Origin of the sequence: Variovorax sp. WDL1, assembly GCF_001541225.1 — a bacterium.
Lineage (GTDB): Bacteria > Pseudomonadota > Gammaproteobacteria > Burkholderiales > Burkholderiaceae_C > Variovorax.
Map to the genome: position 1 here is coordinate 106,684 of NZ_LMTS01000164.1, position 3,448 is coordinate 110,131.

The 3,448-nt window shown below is 72.1% G+C and carries 3 protein-coding genes and 1 pseudogene; 1 reads left to right on the forward strand and 3 read right to left on the reverse strand.

Features of this window, described 5'->3' with window-relative positions; genetic code table 11:
* Positions 1 to 1,352: CocE/NonD family hydrolase (locus tag APY03_RS44325; RefSeq protein ID WP_232324375.1), on the forward strand; the 1,352-nt coding region annotated here is incomplete at its 5' end.
* A 29-nt stretch (positions 1,353 to 1,381) separates the two neighbouring features.
* Here the strand turns inward: APY03_RS44325 and APY03_RS23395 are convergent.
* The 3 genes and pseudogenes from APY03_RS23395 to APY03_RS42630 all read right to left on the reverse strand — a co-directional run.
* On the reverse strand, positions 1,382 to 2,038 hold the full coding sequence (locus tag APY03_RS23395; protein WP_068680542.1) for an ABC transporter ATP-binding protein: 657 nt from the start codon (positions 2,036 to 2,038) through the stop codon (positions 1,382 to 1,384).
* Positions 2,039 to 2,108: 70 nt separating this feature from the next.
* Positions 2,109 to 3,038, reverse strand: a complete 930-nt coding sequence (gene miaA / locus APY03_RS23400) for a tRNA (adenosine(37)-N6)-dimethylallyltransferase MiaA (RefSeq protein WP_068680547.1) — start codon at positions 3,036 to 3,038, stop codon at positions 2,109 to 2,111.
* Positions 3,028 to 3,448 (reverse strand): annotated as a pseudogene (locus APY03_RS42630) (Bcr/CflA family drug resistance efflux transporter); the annotation flags it as partial. The pseudogene APY03_RS42630 and the gene miaA, both read right to left, overlap by 11 nt.

Here is a 3,448-nt window from a genome sequence, read left to right on the forward strand (position 1 = left end):
ACGGCCGCGTCGGCATGCTCGGCGACGGCTACTCAGGCTACGCTGCCTGGGCTGCCGCGCGCAGGAAGCCGGCGGCGCTCAAGGCCATCGCCACCATCGCGCCGATGGCGCCGGGTATCGACTTCCCGATGGCCGGACAGATCTACCGCAACGCCATGGTCCGCTGGGCGCAGGAGCACGCGGCCGCCGGGCCCGCGGGAGGCGACGCGGGCGCCGACCAGGACGCACGATGGCAGGCGCTCGACGCGCGCTGGTATCGCGGCGATCGCCCTTACTGGGACATCGACCGCGTCCTGCTGGGCAAGCGCAGCAAGCTGATCCGAACCTGGTTGACGCACCCCAGCCACGATCGCTATTGGCGGAAGTTCTTGCCGACGGCGAAGCAGTTCGCGCAGATCGACATCCCGGTGCTCGGCATCGCCGGCTACTACGGCGCCGAGGCCGGCGCGCTGTACTTCCACCAGGAGCATCGTCGCAACCGGCCACAGGCCGACACGACGCTGCTGATCGGCCCCTACGACGCGGAGTCGATCCGGCTCGGCACGGCGGCGCAGCTGCGCGGCTACACGCTCGACCCTGCGGCACGTGTCGATCTGCCCGAGCTGCGCTTCCAGTGGCTCGACCACGTCTTCAAGGGCGCCAGGAAGCCGTCGCTGCTGCAGGACCGCGTCAATTACCAGGTGATGGGCGCCGACCAGTGGCGCCATGTGCCGACGCTGGACGCGCCGGATCGCACCCGGCTGCGCCTGTACCTCGACGCCCGCGAGCGCGACGGCTCGCATCGTCTGTCGCCGTCGCCGTCCGAGGGCGACGGCAGCGCCCAACTCTCGGTCGATCTCGCCGATCGCCGCGACGCGCGCGTCCCGTGGCCGGACACGCTGCGCAGCAGGCAGCCGACGGTGCGCAACAGCATCCGATTCGTCAGCGATCCGCTGCCGAAGGACACCGAGATCGACGGCAGCCTGCGCGGCGAGTTCGACATCACGCCTTCTCGGCAGGACGTGGACCTCAACGTCTCGCTGTACGAACTGACGGCGAGCGGCGACTACCAGCTGCTGTTCGAGCCCTACGACTTCCGTGCCAGCTACGCCGGCCATCGCGTGTATCGCCGGCTCCTTCGGGCCGGCGAGCGCCAGCCGCTTGCGTTCACGGCCGAACGCGTGACCGCTCGCAAGCTTGCGGCCGGCAGCCGCATCGTGCTGCTGGTCGGCCTCAACAAGCGCCCCGACCGGCAGATCAACTACGGCAGCGGCAAGGACGTGAACTCCGAGACCATCGCCGACGCGCAGCGGCCGGTGCGCGTGCGCTTGCATGTGAGCAGCCATGTCGAGATCCAGACCCGCAACCCGTGAGCGCTGCGGGCAGCGCGCGCGGCTCGTGGCTACTCGGCGGCGCGTTCGATCCCGCCCGCGCTCAGGTGCAGCACCCGGTCCGCTCGCGCCGCGGCGGTTTCGGAGTGCGTGACCAGCACCAGCGAGGCGCCATGCTCGCGCGTCTGCGCGAACAGTACTTCCATCACCTTCGCCGCGGTGCCGGGGTCGAGGTTGCCGGTGGGCTCGTCGGCCAGCAGCAGCGCGGGCCGGTGCACCAGCGCGCGCGCGATGGCCACCCGCTGCAACTGGCCGCCGCTCAGCTGCCCGGGCAGGCGTTCACCGAGTCCCGCGAGGCCGACCGCCTCGAGCATGTGTGCGACACGGGCGGGATCGGTCTGCTTCAGCAACATCAGCGGCAAAGCGACGTTCTGCGCGACGTCCAGGTGCGGCAGCACGTGGAAGGCCTGGAACACGAAGCCCACGTGCCGCCGGCGCCAGAGCGCGCGGGCCTCGCTGTCGAGCGCACCGATGTCGATGCCGTCGTGCACGATGGTCCCCGCATCCCAGCTGTCCAGCCCGGCCATGCAGTTGAGCAGCGTGGACTTGCCTACGCCCGACTCGCCCACGATGGCGATGAACTCGCCGGGCGCGACCTCGAGCGAGACCTGCTCGAAGACGACGCTGTCGCCGTAGCGCTTGGCCAGGCCATGGACCTTCAGCGTCATGGCGTGCCTTCGCCTGTTGCGGCTGCGGCTGCGGCTGCGGTGCCATGGGCCTTCGGAGCTGCCGTGCGTCTCATGCGATCTCGCCCACGGCGGCCACGATGCGCGCGATCGCATCGGGTGCTTCGGCCGGCACCACGCGGCGCGCGGGCATGCTGCGCAGCCAGGTGATCTGCCGCTTGGCGAGCTGGCGCGTGGCCGCGATGCCGCGCTCGCGCAGCCCGGCCAGCGGCCATTGGCCATCCAGCGCCTCCCAGGCCTGGCGGTAGCCCACGCTGCGCATCGAGGGCAGGTCGGGCACGAGGTCGCCGCGCGCACGCAGCGCCTGCACCTCGTCCAGCAAGCCGGCCGCGAGCATTGCGTCGAAGCGCTCGGCGATTCGCTCGTGCAGCCAGGCGCGCTCCGTCGGTTCGAGTGAAAAGAGCGCAATCGGCGGCAGGCCGCCTGCGCGATCGGACGAATGGAAGCTGGAGATGGCGCGCCCGCTCGTGAGCCAGACCTCCAGCGCGCGCTGGATGCGCTGGCTGTCCGCGGGCGCGAGCCGCGCGGCAGTAGGCGCATCGACCTGCGCCAGCCGCGCATGCATCGCGGGCCAGCCCAGCGCCGCGGCATCGGCCTCGAGCTGCCGGCGCAGCTCCGGATCGGCAGCGGGCATTGCATCGATGCCCTCCGCCAGCGCCTTGAAGTACAGCATGGTGCCGCCGACCAGCAGCGGCAGGCGGCCGCGCGCGCGGATCTCGGCGATCAGCCGGGTGGCGTCGGACACGAAGGCCGCCGCGCTGTAGGGCTCGCGCGGATCGCGGATGTCGATCAGGTGGTGCGGGACCTCGGCGCGCTCGGCGGCGCTCGGCTTGGCTGTGCCGATGTCCATGCCGCGGTAGACCAGGGCCGAATCGACGCTGACGATCTCCACCGGCCGCGCGCGCGCTATCGCCAGCGCCGCGGCGGTCTTGCCCGACGCCGTGGGGCCGGCCAGGGCCACGTAGCCGGCCTCAATGGCCATGGGGCTCGCCGTGGCGGCGCACCAGGGTCCAGGCGACCAGCGCGATGCACACGCTCCAGAACCACGTGCCCAGCGCCAGCGGCAGCACGGTGCCGTCCATGCGCGCGCCGAGCCAGCCGCCGATGCCGAAGGCCGCCAGCATCATCAGGAAGCCGTTGATCGCCGAGGCCGCGCCGGCGGCCTGCGGAAAGGGACCGACGGCGCCGGTCTGCCCGCAGGGCTGGTGCACGCCGTGCGCCAGCATGGTGAGCGTGGCCGGCGCGACGATGGCCCACACCGTGTGCACGCCGGCCAGCGCGAGCAGGCCCATGGCGGTGCCGCCGGCGAGCGTGAGCCATGCAGCGCGCGCCACGCTGCCGCGCACGCCGAAGCGCGGCAGCCAGCGCCGGCAGACGAAGGTGCCGGCGATG